The organism is Enterobacter cloacae complex sp. P2B, assembly GCF_014895985.1.
Classification (GTDB): domain Bacteria; phylum Pseudomonadota; class Gammaproteobacteria; order Enterobacterales; family Enterobacteriaceae; genus Enterobacter; species Enterobacter bugandensis.
Map to the genome: position 1 here is coordinate 313,994 of NZ_JADBQQ010000022.1, position 15,648 is coordinate 329,641.

A 15,648-nucleotide genomic window follows, 5' to 3' on the forward strand; every position below is an offset into this window, starting at 1 on the left:
CAAACACAAAAAACGGTAACCTGGGTTACCGTTTTGCGTTTATTTCCAGAAATCGTCAAACACCGTAATTGGCGTGTGGCGCTTGTGCTCGGTTTTCAGGTACCAGCCCTCGATAATTTTCGCGGTACCTTCATCCAGCGTTTTGCCTTCCAGATAATCATCAATGTTGTCATAGGTGACGCCAAGGGCCGCTTCATCCGGCAGGGAAGGGCGATCGTCTTCCAGATCCGCTGTTGGTGCTTTCTTGTACAGGTGCTCAGGGCAGCCCAGCGCGGCGAGCAGCTGCTTGCCCTGACGCTTGTTGAGACGGAAAATCGGGTTGATGTCGGTGCCGCCATCGCCGTATTTGGTGAAGAAACCGGTGATCGCTTCTGCCGCATGGTCGGTGCCTACCACAACGCCTTTGGTCATCCCGGCGATGCTGTACTGCGCTTTCATGCGCTCGCGCGCTTTCTCGTTGCCGCGCACAAAATCACTTAATTCAATGCCCGCTTCGCGCAGCGCCTGCTCGCTTGCCAGCACCGAGGCTTTGATATTGACGGTAAGCACGCGATCGGGCTTGATGAACGCGATGGCGTCCTGGCAGTCCTGTTCGTCCGCCTGAACCCCGTAAGGCAGACGCACGGCGATAAACTGCAGCGCTTCGTCGCCCGTCTCTTCACGAAGCTCTGAAATCGCCATCTGGCAGAGTTTACCCGTCAGGGTAGAGTCCTGCCCGCCGCTGATGCCCAGCACCAGGGATTTCAGGAAAGCGTTCTTTTTTAAGTACGACTTTAAAAAATCCACGCTGCGGCGGATCTCTTCCTGTGCATCTATCGCAGGCTTAGCGCCCAGCGCCTGAATAATCTCTTGTTGCAGAGCCATCATGCCCTCCGTATGCAGAACATAAACAGAATGTGTTAACTGTTAAAACTAACCCTTTGGGCGGAAAACGACAAGGATCACAGTTTCGAGTGCGTTAATTTGCGGCGATTTAGCAGCTTATCGTTGTTTTATTAGAATTTTCCGAAATTCGTCTGGCGTAAATCACAAAGTTGAACAATAGTACTTTTTATCCCATGCTTAGATAACACGCTGATAAACAAGAGGACGGAATATGAACAAGAACGTAGCAGGAATTCTTAGCGCAGCGGCGGTACTGACGATGCTGGCAGGGTGTACGGCTTACGATCGCACCAAGGATCAGTTTACCCAGCCCGTGGTTAAAGACGTTAAAAAAGGGATGACACGTTCGCAGGTGGCTGCGATCGCCGGCAAGCCTTCTTCTGAAGTGACCATGATTCACGCGCGCGGTACGTGTCAGACTTATATCCTGGGTCAACGTGATGGTAAGGCAGAAACCTACTTCGTCGCGCTGGATGATACCGGACATGTGATTAACTCCGGCTATCAGACCTGTGCTGAATACGACACCGATCCGCAGGCACCTAAGGCGCAGTAACCCTGCTTGCCTGAAGATGTTAACAAACCGGCCTCTGGGCCGGTTTTTTTATTCATACGTTAATCTTATTTCTTTGCGCGAATTATTTGCCTGAAATGTGAAGGTAGTCAACAAGCCAGGTCAATGAGAGACAATTTAGGCCTATCCAGAATTATCTCCCCTCTGTACCATTGCGTATACTCACTTCAACGATAAACAACAGTACGCAAGCTACCTGTCTGCCGGGACAGCGAGTCGAGTGATAGCGCGACGGCAGGTAGTCATACAAGAGGGAAATTATGATGGAAAAGAAACATATCTACCTGTTCTGCTCAGCGGGCATGTCAACCTCGCTTCTGGTGTCAAAGATGCGCGCGCAGGCTGAAAAGTATGAAGTTCCTGTGGTGATTGAAGCGTTTCCGGAAACGCTGGCGGGCGAAAAAGGCCAGAAAGCCGATGTTGTGTTACTGGGGCCGCAAATTGCCTATATGTTGCCCGAAATTCAACGACTGCTACCGAATAAACCGGTCGAGGTGATCGACTCGGGGCTGTACGGCAAGATCGATGGTTTAGGTGTACTTAAAGCTGCTGTGGCAGCCATTAAAAAAGCTGCTAATTAATTTTTATTTTTCCCGTCAAAGAGTTATTTCACACACAATTACGCCGTAACATGCGTTACGGCATTTAAGGGTATTTTCCTATGAGTAAAGTCATCGCTTCACTTGAAAAGGTACTCCTTCCTTTTGCTGTTAAAATAGGAAAGCAGCCTCACGTTAATGCCATCAAAAACGGTTTTATTAAATTAATGCCGTTGACGCTGGCCGGGGCCATGTTCGTTTTAATTAACAACGTTTTTCTGAGCTTTGGTGAAGGTTCCTTCTTTTATTCATTAGGAATTCGGTTAGACGCTTCCACTATTGAAACCCTTAACGGTTTTAAAGCCATCGGCGGCAACGTATATAACGGTACGTTGGGTATTATGTCGCTGATGGCGCCTTTCTTTATTGGGATGGCGCTGGCTGAAGAGCGGAAAGTGGATCCGCTGGCCGCCGGATTATTATCCGTTGCCGCGTTTATGACCGTCACGCCTTACAGCGTGGGTGAAGCCTACGCCGTTGGCGCAAACTGGCTGGGCGGAGCCAACATCATCTCCGGTATTGTTATCGGCCTGGTGGTGGCAGAAATGTTCACCTTTATTATCCGTCGCAACTGGGTTATCCGCCTGCCGGATAGCGTGCCGGCCTCCGTTTCTCGTTCATTTTCCGCGTTGATCCCAGGCTTCATTATCCTCTCCATCATGGGGATTATCGCCTGGGCGCTCTCTCACTGGGGCACGAACTTCCACCAGATCATCATGGACTCTATCTCTACGCCGCTGGCGTCGATGGGTGGCGTGGTCGGTTGGGCGTATGTGATTTTCACCTCTCTGCTGTGGTTCTTCGGCGTGCATGGTTCACTGGCACTGGCCGCGCTGGACAGCGGAATTATGACCCCATGGGCACTGGAAAACGTTGCGCTTTACCAGCAGTACGGCTCCGTTGACGCGGCGCTGGCGGCAGGTAAAACCTTCCATGTGTGGGCGAAGCCGATGCTTGACTCCTATATCTTCCTGGGTGGTACCGGGGCGACCCTGGGTCTGATCATCGCGGTCTTTATTGTCTCTCGTCGCGCTGACTATCGTCAGGTGGCGAAATTGGCCCTGCCATCAGGCATCTTCCAGATTAACGAGCCGATTCTGTTCGGTCTGCCAATCATCATGAACCCGGTAATGTTTATCCCGTTCATCCTGGTGCAGCCGCTGCTGGCAGCGATCACCCTGACGGCCTACTACATGGGTATTATTCCACCGATCACCAACATCGCTCCGTGGACCATGCCGGCAGGTCTGGGCGCCTTCTTTAACACCAACGGTAGCGTCGCGGCCTTCCTGCTGGCGATATTCAACCTCGGGATTGCCACCCTGCTGTACATGCCGTTCGTGGCGATTGCGAACAAAGCTGCCACCATCATTGATGAAGAAGAGAGCGAAGAGGAAATTGCCCTCTCACTGAAATTCTAAGATTGACCGGCGCGGGGAAGCCCGCGCCAGCCACAAGGAGCTAAAACATGTTAGATTTGGATAGTATCGTCGCAGACGAAGCCGCAGAGAACGATCTCGAAGAAGTGGTGATGGGCCTTATCATCAACTCCGGGCAGGCGCGCAGCCTGGCGTATGCCGCACTGAAGCAGGCCAAGCAGGGCGATTTCGCCGCCGCGAAAACCATGATGGAGCAGTCCCGCACGGCCCTGAACGAAGCGCACCTGGTGCAGACAAAGCTGATTGAAAGCGACCAGGGCGAAGGGAAGATGAAGGTCAGCCTGGTGCTGGTACACGCTCAGGATCACCTGATGACGTCCATGCTGGCGCGTGAGCTGGTGGCGGAGTTGATTGAGCTTCACGAGAAAATGCACTAGGTCGGATTGAGCAGCAGGAGGTCAGCACGATGGAAATCAAAACCGCATTTGAACAGCAACTGTTTAATGGCAAAAATTTTCACGTGGTAATCTACAACAAGACGGAGAGCGCCAGCGGTCTGCACCAGCATGACTACTATGAGTTCACGATTGTTCTGACCGGCCGCTACTACCAGGAGATCAACGGTAAGCGCGTCCTGCTGGAGCGAGGGGATTTTGTCTTCCTGCCGATGGGTTCCTATCACCAGAGCTTTTACGAATTTGGCGCGACCCGCATTCTGAACGTGGGCGTCAGCAGACGCTTCTTTGAGAAGCACTATCTGCCGCTGGTGCCGTTCTGCTTTGTGGCGTCCCAGGTATATCGTGTGAAAAACGAGTTCATGACCTGGATTGAAACGGTCATCGCCTCGCTTAACTTCCGCGACAATGAGTTTGATGAATTTATTGAAACGGTGACCTTCTACGTGATGAACCGGTTGCGGCATCACCGTGAAGAGCAGCAGGTGACGGATGATGTTCCACAGTGGCTGCGCAGCACCGTGGAACTGATGCACGATAAAGGCCAGTTCAGCGAAAATGCGCTGGAAAATATGGTATCCCTCTCGGGGAAATCCCAGGAATATCTGACCCGCGCGACGCAGCGTTATTATCGTAAAACGCCGGTGCAAATAATTAATGAAATCCGCATTAATTTTGCCAAAAAACAGCTGGAGATTACCAACTATTCTGTCACCGATATTGCCTATGAGTCAGGATATAGCAGTCCCAGCCTGTTTATTAAAACTTTTAAGAAGTTGACCTCATTCACACCGAACAGCTACCGGAAGAATTTAACGGTAATTAATTAACTTTCGGCGGATTACCCGCCATAAATATTGCTTTAATGGCTTGCCCAAATAGCGGGAAGAGTACGCTATACCTTGCAGGCGATTAACCTGATACGCTAAGGGAGATATTATGCAAAAGAAATTAAAAGTCGTAACCATTGGTGGCGGCAGCAGCTATACCCCGGAATTACTCGAAGGTTTTCTGAAACGTTATCATGAATTACCGGTCAGCGAATTATGGCTGGTGGACGTTGAGGAAGGTCAGGAGAAGCTGGATATTATTTTCGACCTGTGCAAGCGCATGGTTGAGAAAGCGGGCGTGCCTATGACCGTGCATAAATCCCTCGATCGTCGCCTGGCGCTGAAAGATGCGGATTTCGTTACCACTCAGCTGCGCGTCGGCCAGCTAAAAGCGCGCGAGCTGGACGAGCGTATTCCGCTGAGCCACGGCTACCTGGGGCAGGAGACCAACGGCGCGGGCGGCCTGTTCAAAGGCCTGCGTACCATTCCGGTGATTTTCGACATCGTCAAAGATGTGCAAGAGATCTGCCCGAACGCGTGGGTGATTAACTTCACTAACCCGGCCGGAATGGTGACCGAGGCGGTATATCGTCATACCAATTTCAAACGCTTTATCGGCGTCTGTAATATCCCGATCGGCATGAAGATGTTTATCCGCGACGTGCTGGAGCTGACCGACAGTGACGATCTCTCAATCGATCTGTTCGGCCTGAACCACATGGTGTTCATTAAAGACGTCATCGTGAACGGAAAATCGCGCTTTGCCGAACTGCTCGACGGCGTGGCTTCCGGTCGCCTGACCGCGGCCTCCGTGAAGAACATCTTTGACCTGCCGTTCAGCGAAGGGCTGATCCGCTCGCTGAATCTGCTGCCGTGCTCGTACCTGCTTTACTACTTCAAGCAGAAAGAGATGCTGGCTATCGAAATGGGCGAGTACTATAAGGGCGGCGCGCGTGCGCAAATCGTTCAGAAAGTTGAGAAGCAGCTGTTCGATTTATATAAAGATCCGAACCTGAACGTCAAACCGAAAGCGCTTGAGCAGCGCGGTGGGGCCTATTACTCCGATGCAGCGTGTGAAGTGATCAACGCCATCTACAACGACAAGCAGGCGGAGCACTATGTTAACGTGCCGCATCACGGCCATATCGACAATATCCCGGCTGACTGGGCCGTCGAGATGACCTGCATTCTGGGGCGCGAGGGGGCTAAACCGCATCCACGTATCACCCACTTCGACGACAAAGTTATGGGCCTGATCCACACCATCAAAGGCTTTGAAGTGGCGGCGAGCAATGCGGCGCTGAGCGGTGAACTCAATGACGTGCTTCTGGCGCTGAACCTCAGCCCGCTGGTGCATTCCGACCGCGATGCGGAGCAGCTGGCCAGCGAGATGATCCTGGCGCATGAAAAATGGTTGCCGAACTTTGCCGCCACGATTGAGAAGCTGAAGTTCAAACAACACTGAGAGGACGCGCAATGGAAAACCTGCTGATCGTTAATGCTGATGACTTTGGCCTTTCGAAAGGCCAGAACTACGGCATTATTGAAGCCTGTCGCCGCGGGGTAGTGACCTCTACAACGGCACTGGTGAACGGTGAGGCGGTTGAACACGCGGCGCAGCTGAGCCGCGAGGTGCCAGAGCTGGGTGTCGGCATGCATTTTGTGCTGACGCTCGGGATGCCGCTTTCGCCCATGCCGGGCCTGACGCGTGACGGTCTGCTGGGGAAATGGATTTGGGAGCTGGCGGAGCAGGACGCTCTGCCCCTCGAAGAGATTGCCCGTGAGCTGGACTGCCAGTACAACCGCTTTGTTGATCTTTTTGGCAAGGCGCCGACGCATATCGACAGCCACCATCATGTGCACATGATCCCGGCGATTTTCCCGATTGTTGCGGTGTTTGCCCAACGCAAAGGCGTGGCGATGCGCGTGGATCGTGAGGCGCAGGGCGTGCCGGACTGTGCCGTGACAACAACTGAGGGGTTCAGCAGCGCCTTTTACGGTGACGAGATCGACGAAGCGCTGTTCCTGAAGGTGCTGGATGATTCTGCCGCGCGGGGGCAACGGTCGCTGGAGGTTATGGCGCATCCTGCCTTTGTCGATAACACCGTGCGTAAGAGCGCCTATTGCTGGCCTCGCCTGGCGGAGCTGGATGTCCTGACGTCGCCGTCGCTGAAGTATGCGATTGCCGAGCGTGGGTATCGGTTGGGGACGTTTGGGGATCTGTAAGAAGTGCCGGGTGGCGCGGTAAAAGCAAAACGGTAACCTGGGTTACCGTTTTTATTGTTTTCTCCCTCTCCCGTGGGAGAGGGGCGTGGTGAGGGCATCAGGCCGCACAACCGGGAATGGTTTTTAGGCCGGAATCTGATCGATCTTACTGCTGCGCGACCAGACGCGGTGCGCGGCGAGCAAATCAAACAGCTTCGTCATAAAGGCATCGTCAACGCTATCGCCCTCGACAATGCCGTCCTCACCCTGCTCGGCAACCTTCAGTTGCGCCTTAAACTGACGCGCGTCGCCGGACAGCGCAATGGGCTTCAGGTGCTTATAGGCTTCCAGCAGATAATAGACGGCGTCGCCGTTGGTCAGCAGGCTGGCAATATCCCCGCACGGCACGATCACCGCATCGACGGTCAGCGACGGCGCACCGGCAAAGGTCGCCGCGACCGGCAGCACGGAGCCGTCATCGGCGGTCACTTCACCCATGCGGGAATAGAGCAGTTTGGCGTGTACGCCCTGGGTTTTTAGCGCCTGCATAATCCCCAGCACGTCGCTGGCGCGGGTTTTGTCGTTCAGCAGGATGGCGACTACGCGGCCCTTAATTGAACCACCCGGCACCGCATACAGGCTCAGCGATGGATCTTTCTTCACGCCGTTAACCTCTTTCGGTGGTGCAAGGTTACGCTGTTCGTCCGTTAGCGTGATACCAAGGTTATCCGCCACGCTCTGGGCAAGCTGAATATCAATGTGCGCCAGCTGATCGACCACGCGCTCGCGGATGTAGGTGCGCACCACTTTGCTCAGTTCGAAGCTAAAGCCGCCGATGATGTGCTGTTGCTCAATCGGCGTCTGGCTGTTCCAGAACAGGCGAGGATGGGCGTAATACTCACCGAACGAGGGGCTGCGCTCGCGAATTTTGTTGCCGTCGATACGCTCCTGGTACGATTCGAATCCGCCGCGTTTCGGCCCCGGCGGGGTTTCTCGCGGCCAGTTGTCGTTGATGGAGTTCGGCTCATAGTTTGCCGGGTTGGTATCAATATCCTGACGGTGCATCCCGTCGCGCTGGAAGTTATGGTACGGGCAGGTTGGGCGGTTAATCGGGATCTCGTGGAAGTTCGGCCCGCCAAGACGGCTAATCTGCGTATCGGTATACGAGAACAGGCGTCCCTGTAAGAGCGGATCGTTGGTGAAATCCAGTCCGGGGACGATGTGGCCCGGGTGGAACGCGGCCTGCTCGTTTTCGGCAAAGAAATTATCCGGGTTGCGGTTAAGCACCATTTTCCCCACCAGCTGAACGGGCACCAGCTCCTCAGGGATGAGTTTTGTCGGGTCAAGCAGGTCGAAATCGAACTTAAACTCGTCTTCTTCCGGGATCAGCTGTAAGCCCAGTTCATATTCCGGGAAGTCACCCGCTTCAATGGATTCCCACAGTTCGCGGCGATGGAAGTCCGGATCGCGCCCGGTGAGCTTCTGCGCCTCATCCCATACCAGCGAGGCTTTGCCCGCTACCGGCTTCCAGTGGAAGCGCACAAACGTGGCTTTTCCTTCCGCGTTGATCATGCGGAAGGTATGAATACCGAACCCTTCCATCGTGCGATAGCTGCGCGGGATCCCACGGTCGGACATCGCCCACATCACGTTGTGTAAGGTTTCAGGCTGCAGGGAGACATAGTCCCAGAAGGTATCGTGCGCACTTTGTCCCTGGGGTATGGCCCAGTGGGGCTCCGGTTTTACCGCATGGACAAAGTCAGGAAATTTATGCGCATCCTGAATGAAAAACACTGGGGTGTTATTGCCCACCAGATCGAAAATACCCTCTTCGGTATAAAACTTGGTGGCAAAGCCGCGGATATCACGCACCGTATCTGCCGAACCTGCGCCACCCTGCACGGTGGAGAAACGCACAAAGACCGGCGTGATTTTATCCGGGTCGGAGAGGAAATCCGCTTTGGTGATCGCTTTCAGGCTTTTATAGGGCTGGAAGTAGCCGTGCGCCGCAGAACCGCGCGCGTGAACGATGCGTTCCGGAATTCGCTCGTGGTCAAAATGGGTAATTTTTTCCCGCAGGATGAAATCTTCCAGCAGGGTTGGCCCGCGCGCGCCTGCGCGAAGGGAGTTTTGATCGTCAGCAATGCGCACGCCCTGATTGGTGGTGAGTGCAAAACCTTCGCCGCCTTTACGGTGTGGCTCAAGCGATTTCAGCTTCTCGTTTCCGGTGTCCGGCGATTTCATGCTTCCCGGCGCGGTTGGTTGTTCGCCAGGGGCTGATGGGCCCGGCGAGGGGCGGTGAGAGCCGTCAGCAGGGGCGAGAGAGTCCATACCCGGTTGAGATTCTTCAGTGCCATGAATCGGTGATTGATGTGATTTATCTTTGTTCGACATTGCACGCTTCTCCTTTATCCATTGCTAAAAACCCTATTAAGGATAGAACAATGTCGTGAGATAGCTCGCTAACTAAGCGTTTTTCACATGACGTTATTAACGAAAGGAGCCATCTCACCCACTCGGAGCGCGACGTAAGGCAGCAGGATCGGCTATCATAGAATTTTCCTGCTTCAAGAATTTGCTTTAGTGAATCCGTCGCTTATGAAACCTCTTCGTCAACAAAACCGCCAGGTTATTAGCTATGTGCCCCGCGTTGAGCCCGCGCCGCCTGACCATGCCCTGAAAGTGGATGGTTTTCGTGATGTCTGGCTGCTTCGCGGTAAATATGTGGCTTTTGTCCTGATGGGGGAGCATTTCCGCCGGTCGCCGGCGTTTTCCGTGCCGGAGTCAGCCCAGCGATGGGCGACGCAAATCCGCCAGGATGAAGAGGTTGAAGAATAACAGCCATAAAAAAACCGCCATCAGGCGGTTTTTTTATTTCTATCGAGATTAACGGTGCGCCAGCTCGGCGTCGTCTTCACTTTCCAGAATGGCTTTGTCGGTCTGCTTCAGCCACTGGCTGGTCAGCGTACCGGCAGTCATGGAGCCGCTCACGTTCAGCGCGGTACGGCCCATGTCGATCAGCGGTTCAACGGAGATCAGCAGGGCGACCAGCGTGACGGGCAGGCCCAGCGCGGGCAGCACAATCAGCGCGGCGAAGGTTGCACCGCCGCCGACACCTGCAACGCCGGCGGAGCTGATGGTAACAATCCCGACCAGCGTGGCGATCCAGACCGGATCCAGCGGGTTGATACCCACGGTTGGGGCAACCATCACCGCCAGCATCGCCGGGTAGAGACCCGCGCAGCCGTTCTGACCGATGGTAGCACCAAAGGAGGCAGAGAAGCTGGCGATAGATTCCGGCACGCCCAGACGACGGGTCTGTGCTTCAACGTTCAGCGGAATAGACGCTGCGCTGGAACGGCTGGTGAAGGCAAAGGTCAGTACCGGCCATACTTTGCGGAAGTATTTCAGCGGGCTGACGCCGTTCACGCCCAGCAGGATACCGTGCACCACGAACATAATGCCCAGGCCCAGATAAGAGGCGACTACGAAGCTGCCCAGCTTAATGATGTCCTGCAGGTTAGAGCCGGCTACCACTTTGGTCATCAGTGCCAGAACGCCGTATGGCGTCAGCTGCATGACCAGACGGACCAGCTTCATCACCCAGCTTTGCAGGGTATCAATCGCCGTCAGTACGCGTTCGCCTTTCGGCGCGTCGTCTTTCAGCAGCTTAAGCGCAGCCACGCCCAGGAATGCCGCGAAGATCACCACGCTGATGATAGAGGTTGGGCTTGCACCGGTCAGGTCAGCAAACGGGTTCTTCGGAATGAAGGAGAGGACCATCTGCGGAACCGTCAGATCAGCCACTTTACCCACGTAGTTGGTTTGAATTGCGGTCAAACGCGCCGTTTCAGCGGTACCCTGAACCAGACCTTCGGCCGTCAGGCCAAACAGGTTGGTAACCAGCACCCCCACCAGCGCGGCAATCAGCGTGGTAAAGAGCAGCGTACCAATGGTCAGAAAGCTGATTTTACCCAGCTGAGTTGCGTTGTGCAGACGGGCTACGGCGCTCAGAATAGAGGCGAACACCAGCGGCATAACGATCATCTGCAGCAGTTGGACGTAGCCGTTACCGACAATGTTGAACCACTGAATGGACTCTTTCAGTACCGGACTATCGGAGCCGTAGACGGCGTGTAAGGCCAGACCAAACGCCACACCCATGACCAGACCGACCAGTACTTTTTTCGCCAGGCTCCACTGTTTGTGGCGCGCCTGCGCGAGAAGCAATAGTAATACGACGAACACGACTATGTTCGCGATGAGTGGAAAATTCATCCCCGTTCTCCTGATTTATTATGTGGGATCGGTTTTTCCCGATCCTGTTGGCGGAAGGTTAGCAGAAGTGTGATGTGGCGCTTATATCCAAATGGAATGGTTTATGACAAATGGAATGATTTTGTTGGTTTACTGTTCAATCTGGTGATGAATAAAACGATTGAACTGAAATTGCAGCGAATTGATCATCTGGGAAGACCAGCGCACTGCACTGTTTTCGGGCAAAGTTTGCGGCATCCAGACGGCGTACGCAAATAGCGCCATGCACAGCACGCGTTCGAGCTGATTCCCTTTCTGCGGCGCAAGGATCGGAAAACGGAAACGCCAGCGGCAGGGCCACAGCAACGGCACGCCTGCGGGTGTCAGCATATCGGCGAGGATATGGCTTAAATAACCCAGCACCATGCCCTGAATGGCATCGCCCGGCACTATCCAGCTTTCAGGGACTTTTAAATAGAAAAGCGTAAGCAGGCCAAAAACGGCCAGCAGGCTGTGGGTAAACCCGCGGTGGCCGAACGCGCGGGCGATGGGCTTCGACACCCACTTCAGGCGCTGTCCGAGGAAGGATTTTGGGTGGTCAATATCGGGCAGCAGACAGGTTAAAACGGCGGAAGGGACAATATGCCACCAGTCTCCCTGTGCAAGCACGGGAGTAAGTTCTGCGTTTTTGGCAAATACTGCGCACGCAATTGAAAAAAGCAGGTGGCCTTCCGCCGTCATGATAAAACCCACGAAACTGTCAATTTATACAGTATAGGGTTTTTATACAGTGGGCGAAAGAGGTGACGGTGTAACTGTTTGTCACAAACGCGCCTCAGCGCGCCAGCCAGCCGCCATCGACGGCTAAGGTGTGACCATTCACATAATCTGATGCGGGGGAGGCTAAAAAGACGACCGGCCCCTGAAGGTCATCCGGTACTCCCCATCGACCCGCCGGGATGCGGTCAAGGATCTCCGCGTTACGCTGTTCGTTATCGCGCAGCTGCTGCGTGTTGTTCGTCGCCATGTAGCCCGGCGCGATGGCATTCACGTTGATGCCATGTAGCGCCCACTCATTTGCCAGCAGGCGCGTGATCCCCAGTACGCCGCTTTTCGAGGCGGTATACGACGGCACGCGAATGCCGCCCTGAAAGGAGAGCATAGAGGCGATATTGATAATTTTGCCGCCCTGGCCCTGGGTGATAAATCGCTTAGCGACCGCCTGAGAGAGGAAAAAGAGCGACTTGAGATTCAGGTTCATAACGTCATCCCAGTCTTTTTCGCTGAACGTCAGAGCCTCCTCCCGGCGAATCGTCCCGGCATTGTTCACCAGAATATCAATTCGTCCCATCTCCGCCACGGCGGTGTCCACGACGTACTGAAGATTTTCCTGCTGGCTCAGATCGGCCCGAATAGCCACAAAACGTCTTCCCAGGGCGGTGACGGCGCTGGCCGTTTTCTCTGGAGCTTTGCGATTTACCCCAACGATATCGCAACCTGCCTGCGCCAGCGCAATAGCCATGCCTTGCCCCAGCCCGGTATCGCACCCGGTGATGAGGGCCACTTTGCCTGAAAGAGTAAAGGTGTCCAGTATCATACGCGCCTCAGAAGCTGGTTATCGTCGTGTTGACGTTAAAGATAGGAGGCAGGGATGAGAAAAGCAAACGAAATGAAACTGTGTTTTGTTTTTATCAGGCAGCATGACGCTGCCTGTAGGAGGGGCGCTATTCGCCGCGCAGGTGTTGTACCGTCAGTTCAGCCAGCGAATTCAGCTTAACGTCGGCAAGAGCATACCGGGGATCGTGGCGGTTTTCTTCATCGGGAACCACAATGGAGCGCATACGCGCGGCTTTGGAGGCCACCATGCCGTTTACTGAATCTTCCAGCGCGACGCAGGTAAGCGGATCAAGACCCAGCTTCGCGGCGCAGTCCATATAGACCTGCGGATGCGGCTTGCTGTAGGGCAGTTTTTCCGCAGACGCCAGGGCGTCAAAACTGTCGCGCAGCTCAAACATGATCAGCACTTTTTCCAGCATATGCAGCGGTGAAGCGGAAGCCAGGCCAACCTTCAGCCCCTGAGACTTGCACAGCGCGACAGCCTCATGTACGCCCGGCAAGAGCGGCTTGTTCTCCTCCACCAGCGCGATGGCGCGGCTGATAATACGCGAGGTGACTTCGTCGCGATCGGGCCCAACCCACGGCTGTTGGGCGTACCACAGGTCAACGACCATATCAATACGCAGGCCCAGCGTGTCGGGAAGTTCATTACGGCGACTGATATCAACGCCCAGGCTGGCCATCACGTCCAGCTCGGCGCGATCCCACAACGGCTCGGAATCAATCAGTAATCCATCCATGTCAAAAATAGCGGCAAGTATCTGGCGCGGTGTCGACATCACAACGTCTCCTTATCCAGGTGTTCGACAGACGATAAGTGCTAAGCACAGTCTGCAATTTAGCATATTGCTTTTAAAGAGCGGGCGAAATTGATGTCCAGCAGGTAGACTTAGGCTCAAATCACGCGTCTTTATGAAGAGGAACTGATGACGTATCAACAAGCTGGACGCATTGCTGTCTTAAAACGTATTGCAGGCTGGGTGATTTTTATTCCTGCCGTCATTTCTACGCTGATATCCGTGCTGAAGTTTATGTACGATCACAGCGAAAAACAGCCGGGCATTAATGCGGTAATGCTTGATTTTGCGCATGTCATGATTGAGATGGTGCGGTTTAACACCCCGTTCCTGAACGTCTTCTGGTTCAACTCGCCAACGCCGGACTTTCACCAGCAGCTGAATATTGGGTTCTGGATTATCTATGCGCTGATTTTTATTGCGATGGCGCTGCAGGCATCGGGCGCACGAATGAGTCGCCAGACCCGTTTTTTACGGGAAGGGGTGGAAGATCAGCTTATCCTTGAGAAGGCGAAAGGTCCTGAAGGAATGAGCCGGGAGCAGATTGAATCCCGCATTGTGGTGCCTCGTCACACCATTTTCCTGCAAATTTTCCCGCTCTATATCCTGCCGGTTATCATCATCGTGGCGGGATATTTCTTCTTCTCACTGCTCGGTTTTCTGTAACGAATTAGGGTGGCGGCAAGGCCACCCGTTTTGTCTTTAAGCCGCAAGCACGCGTTCAAGCGCGCGCTGGGCGTTGACCAGATGTTGCCCGCCAAAAAGAATGGCTCGGTTCATCAGCGTATAGAGCTGATACACGGGCTGGCGCTCAAGGAAGTCCGGCGGCAGGGGGGAGACAGACTGATACCCATCGTATATTTGCGGCGGTTGTTCGGGATGCAGGGGCAACATGGCCAAATCGCACTCTCTGTCGCCCCAGTAGCAGGCCGGGTCGAAGATATACGGGCCGTTGGGGCCCAGCGCGCAGTTATCGGACCATAAATCACCGTGCAGCAAAGACGCCTGAGGCTGGTGGGAGGCCAGGCGCTGTTGCACATGCTCGACGATGGCATCAATATTGCCAAATTCCAGCCCTTTCTCTGCGGCCAGTTCAAGCTGCCATCCGATGCGCTGCTCGGCAAAGAACGTCGACCAGCGGCGCTGCCAGGCATTGGGCTGCGGCGTGGTGGAAAGGTCGTTGTCGAAGTCGAGACCAAACTGGGGCTGGTCGCTCCACTGGTGCAGACGCGCTAACTGTTGCCCGAGAATAAAGGCATTATGGGCGTCCAACGGGCGGGCAGGGAGATAGTCCATCACCAGAAAGCTGTAGTCCCGGTCACTGCCCACGGCCAGCACCTCAGGTACCGTCACCGTTTTACTGCGGGACAACAGTTCAAGCTGATCGGCTTCAGCGGTAAAAATCGGGAGCAGCTCTCGCTCGTCGCATTTAACGAACAGATCGCGTCCTGCGTAGCGTAAATGCCACGCGGCGTGAATTTCCCCGCCCGGCAGCTCGTTACGCAGTTCAATTTCACCTTCACCCAATTGCTCATGTAAAAGATGACTGATAGCCTGCCACATGTTGACTCTCCCATGTTGTCTGCCAGATCATAAAGTTAGCGCATAACTGCGGTAAAAAAATACGAACTAACGCACACCTGAGCGGATTAATTTCATGCAGGGCACTTATTGTTCTTTTTTCTGCCAGCGTTCCCACGTCTCCACGGTGATGTCGGCAGGCTTGTCGGTCACGCTTTCCACCAGGCTGGCGGCCAGCGCATGCACCTCTTCTTCACTCAGGGCTGCGATCAGGCCAAACGCCAGGGTGCCTAAATCATGAATATGACCTTCGTCATCCGTTAGCGTGAGCAGGAAATTCGCCCGTGTAAAGGCATTGTTGAGCTCGTTAAGCTCGGTCAGCGATGCTTCATGAAGGCTGATGGTCACGACGTAGCGGGTGATATCACCACTGCTCATAATTCACCTCGTTGTTATCCTGAAAGTTTTTTTAGCATAGTCGATACGCCATATTTGGCGACTTCCACAGATATTCCCCCTCGGTCAGGAG

Annotated in this window: 17 protein-coding genes; 9 read left to right on the plus strand and 8 right to left on the minus strand. The window is 54.3% G+C overall.

Going from position 1 to position 15,648, the window contains the following annotated elements:
* Nucleotides 1–39: 39 nt before the first annotated feature.
* A complete protein-coding gene (gene nadE / locus IM313_RS20140) occupies nt 40–864 on the minus strand; it encodes an ammonia-dependent NAD(+) synthetase (protein ID WP_045630136.1) in 825 nt (274 codons plus the stop codon).
* A 232-nt stretch (nt 865–1,096) separates the two neighbouring features.
* Here nadE and osmE point away from each other — a divergent pair, with 232 nt between their 5' ends.
* The 7 genes from osmE to chbG all read left to right on the plus strand — a co-directional run bounded on the left by osmE (nt 1,097) and on the right by chbG (nt 6,948).
* Nucleotides 1,097–1,441 carry an osmotically-inducible lipoprotein OsmE gene (gene osmE / locus IM313_RS20145; protein WP_003857836.1) on the plus strand — a complete coding sequence of 115 codons (345 nt, stop codon included), beginning with the start codon at nt 1,097–1,099 and terminating at the stop codon, nt 1,439–1,441.
* A gap of 281 nt (nt 1,442–1,722) precedes the next feature.
* On the plus strand, nt 1,723–2,040 hold the full coding sequence (gene chbB / locus IM313_RS20150) for a PTS N,N'-diacetylchitobiose transporter subunit IIB (protein ID WP_014883474.1): 318 nt from the start codon (nt 1,723–1,725) through the stop codon (nt 2,038–2,040).
* Between the two features lie 80 nt (nt 2,041–2,120).
* Nucleotides 2,121–3,479, plus strand: coding sequence for a PTS N,N'-diacetylchitobiose transporter subunit IIC (gene chbC / locus IM313_RS20155; protein ID WP_028012799.1), 1,359 nt, complete (start codon nt 2,121–2,123; stop codon nt 3,477–3,479).
* Between the two features lie 47 nt (nt 3,480–3,526).
* A complete protein-coding gene (chbA, locus tag IM313_RS20160; protein WP_028012800.1) occupies nt 3,527–3,874 on the plus strand; it encodes a PTS N,N'-diacetylchitobiose transporter subunit IIA in 348 nt (115 codons plus the stop codon).
* A gap of 5 nt (nt 3,875–3,879) precedes the next feature.
* On the plus strand, nt 3,880–4,722 hold the full coding sequence (gene chbR, locus IM313_RS20165; protein ID WP_028012801.1) for a transcriptional regulator ChbR: 843 nt from the start codon (nt 3,880–3,882) through the stop codon (nt 4,720–4,722).
* A 109-nt stretch (nt 4,723–4,831) separates the two neighbouring features.
* Entirely contained in the window at nt 4,832–6,187 is a 1,356-nt protein-coding gene (locus IM313_RS20170) for a 6-phospho-beta-glucosidase (protein WP_028012802.1), read from the plus strand.
* 11 nt (nt 6,188–6,198) lie between these two features.
* Entirely contained in the window at nt 6,199–6,948 is a 750-nt protein-coding gene (chbG, locus tag IM313_RS20175) for a chitin disaccharide deacetylase (protein ID WP_192970935.1), read from the plus strand.
* A gap of 123 nt (nt 6,949–7,071) precedes the next feature.
* Here the strand turns inward: chbG and katE are convergent, their stop codons facing one another.
* Nucleotides 7,072–9,321, minus strand: coding sequence for a catalase HPII (gene katE, locus IM313_RS20180; protein ID WP_048956202.1), 2,250 nt, complete (start codon nt 9,319–9,321; stop codon nt 7,072–7,074).
* A gap of 168 nt (nt 9,322–9,489) precedes the next feature.
* Here katE and cedA point away from each other — a divergent pair, with 168 nt between their 5' ends.
* On the plus strand, nt 9,490–9,765 hold the full coding sequence (gene cedA / locus IM313_RS20185) for a cell division activator CedA (RefSeq protein ID WP_223239595.1): 276 nt from the start codon (nt 9,490–9,492) through the stop codon (nt 9,763–9,765).
* Between the two features lie 48 nt (nt 9,766–9,813).
* Here the strand turns inward: cedA and tcyP are convergent, their stop codons facing one another.
* The 4 genes from tcyP to hxpB all read right to left on the minus strand — a co-directional run bounded on the left by tcyP (nt 9,814) and on the right by hxpB (nt 13,580).
* A complete protein-coding gene (gene tcyP, locus IM313_RS20190) occupies nt 9,814–11,205 on the minus strand; it encodes a cystine/sulfocysteine:cation symporter (protein ID WP_041910456.1) in 1,392 nt (463 codons plus the stop codon).
* A 129-nt stretch (nt 11,206–11,334) separates the two neighbouring features.
* The gene (locus IM313_RS20195) at nt 11,335–11,925 is read right to left on the minus strand and encodes a metal-dependent hydrolase (RefSeq protein ID WP_032644865.1); all 591 of its coding nucleotides are present in this window, start codon (nt 11,923–11,925) and stop codon (nt 11,335–11,337) included.
* Between the two features lie 94 nt (nt 11,926–12,019).
* Nucleotides 12,020–12,781: a 2-dehydro-3-deoxy-D-gluconate 5-dehydrogenase KduD gene (gene kduD / locus IM313_RS20200; protein ID WP_041910455.1), complete on the minus strand. Its 762-nt coding sequence runs from the start codon at nt 12,779–12,781 to the stop codon at nt 12,020–12,022.
* 127 nt (nt 12,782–12,908) lie between these two features.
* The gene (gene hxpB, locus IM313_RS20205; RefSeq protein ID WP_028012808.1) at nt 12,909–13,580 is read right to left on the minus strand and encodes a hexitol phosphatase HxpB; all 672 of its coding nucleotides are present in this window, start codon (nt 13,578–13,580) and stop codon (nt 12,909–12,911) included.
* 147 nt (nt 13,581–13,727) lie between these two features.
* Between hxpB and IM313_RS20210 the strand changes: the two genes are divergently transcribed.
* Complete coding sequence (locus IM313_RS20210; protein ID WP_049000725.1) at nt 13,728–14,264, plus strand: YniB family protein; 537 nt, start codon at nt 13,728–13,730, stop codon at nt 14,262–14,264.
* A gap of 36 nt (nt 14,265–14,300) precedes the next feature.
* On the opposite strand, the gene IM313_RS20215 is transcribed toward IM313_RS20210, so the two are convergent.
* Together IM313_RS20215 and ghoS are read right to left on the minus strand one after the other, a co-directional pair.
* Nucleotides 14,301–15,161 carry a fructosamine kinase family protein gene (locus IM313_RS20215; protein ID WP_041910453.1) on the minus strand — a complete coding sequence of 287 codons (861 nt, stop codon included), beginning with the start codon at nt 15,159–15,161 and terminating at the stop codon, nt 14,301–14,303.
* 105 nt (nt 15,162–15,266) lie between these two features.
* Nucleotides 15,267–15,557: a type V toxin-antitoxin system endoribonuclease antitoxin GhoS gene (gene ghoS, locus IM313_RS20220; RefSeq protein WP_028012811.1), complete on the minus strand. Its 291-nt coding sequence runs from the start codon at nt 15,555–15,557 to the stop codon at nt 15,267–15,269.
* Nucleotides 15,558–15,648: the final 91 nt, after the last annotated feature.

Excerpts from the sequence above, each read along its gene's own strand:
- nadE (WP_045630136.1), bottom strand. The coding sequence starts at position 864 with ATGGCTCTGCAACAAGAGATTATTCAGGCGCTGGGCGCTAAGCCTGCG.
- osmE (WP_003857836.1), top strand. The coding sequence starts at position 1,097 with ATGAACAAGAACGTAGCAGGAATTCTTAGCGCAGCGGCGGTACTGACG.
- chbB (WP_014883474.1), top strand. The coding sequence starts at position 1,723 with ATGGAAAAGAAACATATCTACCTGTTCTGCTCAGCGGGCATGTCAACC.
- chbC (WP_028012799.1), top strand. The coding sequence starts at position 2,121 with ATGAGTAAAGTCATCGCTTCACTTGAAAAGGTACTCCTTCCTTTTGCT.
- chbA (WP_028012800.1), top strand. The coding sequence starts at position 3,527 with ATGTTAGATTTGGATAGTATCGTCGCAGACGAAGCCGCAGAGAACGAT.
- IM313_RS20170 (WP_028012802.1), top strand. The coding sequence starts at position 4,832 with ATGCAAAAGAAATTAAAAGTCGTAACCATTGGTGGCGGCAGCAGCTAT.
- chbG (WP_192970935.1), top strand. The coding sequence starts at position 6,199 with ATGGAAAACCTGCTGATCGTTAATGCTGATGACTTTGGCCTTTCGAAA.
- katE (WP_048956202.1), bottom strand. The coding sequence starts at position 9,321 with ATGTCGAACAAAGATAAATCACATCAATCACCGATTCATGGCACTGAA.
- tcyP (WP_041910456.1), bottom strand. The coding sequence starts at position 11,205 with ATGAATTTTCCACTCATCGCGAACATAGTCGTGTTCGTCGTATTACTA.
- IM313_RS20195 (WP_032644865.1), bottom strand. The coding sequence starts at position 11,925 with ATGACGGCGGAAGGCCACCTGCTTTTTTCAATTGCGTGCGCAGTATTT.
- kduD (WP_041910455.1), bottom strand. The coding sequence starts at position 12,781 with ATGATACTGGACACCTTTACTCTTTCAGGCAAAGTGGCCCTCATCACC.
- hxpB (WP_028012808.1), bottom strand. The coding sequence starts at position 13,580 with ATGTCGACACCGCGCCAGATACTTGCCGCTATTTTTGACATGGATGGA.
- IM313_RS20210 (WP_049000725.1), top strand. The coding sequence starts at position 13,728 with ATGACGTATCAACAAGCTGGACGCATTGCTGTCTTAAAACGTATTGCA.
- IM313_RS20215 (WP_041910453.1), bottom strand. The coding sequence starts at position 15,161 with ATGTGGCAGGCTATCAGTCATCTTTTACATGAGCAATTGGGTGAAGGT.
- ghoS (WP_028012811.1), bottom strand. The coding sequence starts at position 15,557 with ATGAGCAGTGGTGATATCACCCGCTACGTCGTGACCATCAGCCTTCAT.